At 38.7% G+C, this 2,007-nt stretch carries 1 protein-coding gene; it reads left to right on the top strand.

Annotated elements, in window-relative coordinates; translation table 11 throughout:
- Positions 1-422 precede the first annotated feature (422 nt).
- On the top strand, positions 423-1,820 hold the full coding sequence (locus GQ593_RS13195) for an RtcB family protein (protein WP_160432450.1): 1,398 nt from the start codon (positions 423-425) through the stop codon (positions 1,818-1,820).
- Positions 1,821-2,007 lie beyond the last annotated feature (187 nt).

Here is a 2,007-nt window from a genome sequence, read left to right as displayed (position 1 = left end):
AGTATGGTATCACTGGCATTTATGTTAATGTGGCTGCCAATGTATTGTTGAGTAATTTATGTACAGCAAAGATCAACAGCCCCTAGTTTATGATTAATTATTTTAAAAGATAATGACTATAACCACCAAGATAGCTAAAGCGATGATCTTAGATTTATATCATCAATCATCTACAAAAGATACGCTTGAAAAATACGTTTTTTATTATTGTGAATTATCACCTGAGCTATTCCTGCATGATTGCCGCTTCTTTGCGAAAATATGATCTTGAATTTAAACCACAAAGAATAATATTGATACTTTACATCCAAGTATTCTTTGTATAGAATAAGCCCGCTTTCCTGAATCGTGCTGCTGCAGGAAAACAGTAATTATCTTCTCAACAGAGGAGACCGTTTTTTATTGTTTTCTAGGTGGCAATGATGTCTACATTTACCCGTTTACAAAAACGTTTATCCCGACTAGGGATTGAAAGTCATTTTGATAATGATATTTATACTTTTAATCAACAAAATACGACCGCTCAAGTTTTATTACCGCAGGCTTTACCTTTAGAAGAAAAAGCTGTCAAGCAGTTACTGGATTTTGCATCGGTCAAGGTACCTAATAGCTTAGGGCACGTGTGCGCTGCACGTGCTACTCCCGATTTTCATCCAGGTGCGATTGCGCCAGTGGGCAGTATTGTGGCAACAACGGAAGATTTAATTATTCCAGCAGCTATTGGCACTGATATTAACTGCGGTATGCGCCTTTTGACAACAGGCTTAAGCTACGATCAAGTGCATGACCAAAAATCAGCAATTATCGCGCAACTAAAACGCGTATTATTGCAAGATGAACGAGATATTCCTGTTACGCCGCAATCCTTTCAAGCGTTGTTTGATCAAGGAATAGCGCAATGGATTGCAGCCCTACCACAACAAGGTTTGTGGCAAGAGGTTAATGTTAAGCGATTACTTGCCGAAATTAACCAAATATCAGGGCAGTCGTTAATCACCGCCGATAGCAAATACGCACCAGAGGCCTTTTTTGAGTCACGCAGTATTATCCGTCCAGCAAGCTTAGGTACCGTTGGTTCAGGTAACCATTTTGTTGAGTTACAAATTGTTGATGAGATCCTTGATCGACATTTAGCTTATCAAATGGGGCTAAAGAAAGATGCTGTTGTGATAATGATTCATACTGGTTCACGTGATGTGGGATTTTATATTGGCAAGCGTTGGCAAGATAAAGCCAAAGAATTATGGCCAATAAACGAAAAATATCCAACATCTGGATTATTTGGTTTGGCCGATGATAATGCTCAAAATTACTTGCAAGCTATGGGCGTTGCAGCACGTTATGCTTGGATCAACCGAATTGTTATCACGGAATTGATACGTAAAGAATTCATGGCGATTTTTAAACACGATAATAGTCAGTTAATCGTGGATATTTCGCATAATATTATTTTACCTGAGCATGGTATGAATATTCACCGCAAAGGGGCAACGCCGGCTAATCAAGGGGAAATAGTATTAATTCCTGGCTCAATGGGCGATTACTCTTATGTGGCGGTTGGTAAAGGAAATTCAGATTGGTTATGGTCTTGCTCGCATGGTGCGGGTAGAGCTGAAAGACGGCAATCAATGCGTAGCAAAAAAGTGGTGACTGATAAGGTTAATTTGCCATGGCAATGTATTACCTTAAAAGAGGAACGTCTACGTGAAGAAGCCCCTGCGGCTTATAAACCGATCACACCGGTAATCGAATCGCAAGAAAATGCTGATTTAATTAAGTCAGTGGTAAAACTTAAACCTTGGATCACGTTTAAAGCGTGATCAAGCAAACAGCCCAAGCTTTGTTAGTTTGGGCTGTTTTTATAATTAATTGCTATTCCAAATTTTTAGCATTGTATTTTGTTTATGTGCAATATCTCTAGGTTGATCCTCGCCAAAAAAGTGGACAAAAGCTGCCTCTATGATATAAACAAAAATCATAGGAGACAAATATCATGGTCAAAAAATT

The sequence above is a fragment of the Gilliamella sp. Pas-s25 genome (genome assembly GCF_009795885.1).
GTDB lineage: Bacteria > Pseudomonadota > Gammaproteobacteria > Enterobacterales > Orbaceae > Gilliamella.
The sequence above is the reverse complement of the archived record's forward strand: the minus strand, read 5'-3'. Positions and strand labels throughout refer to the sequence as shown.

Coding starts and splice junctions, on each gene's coding strand:
- GQ593_RS13195 (WP_160432450.1), top strand. CDS start 423: ATGTCTACATTTACCCGTTTACAAAAACGTTTATCCCGACTAGGGATT.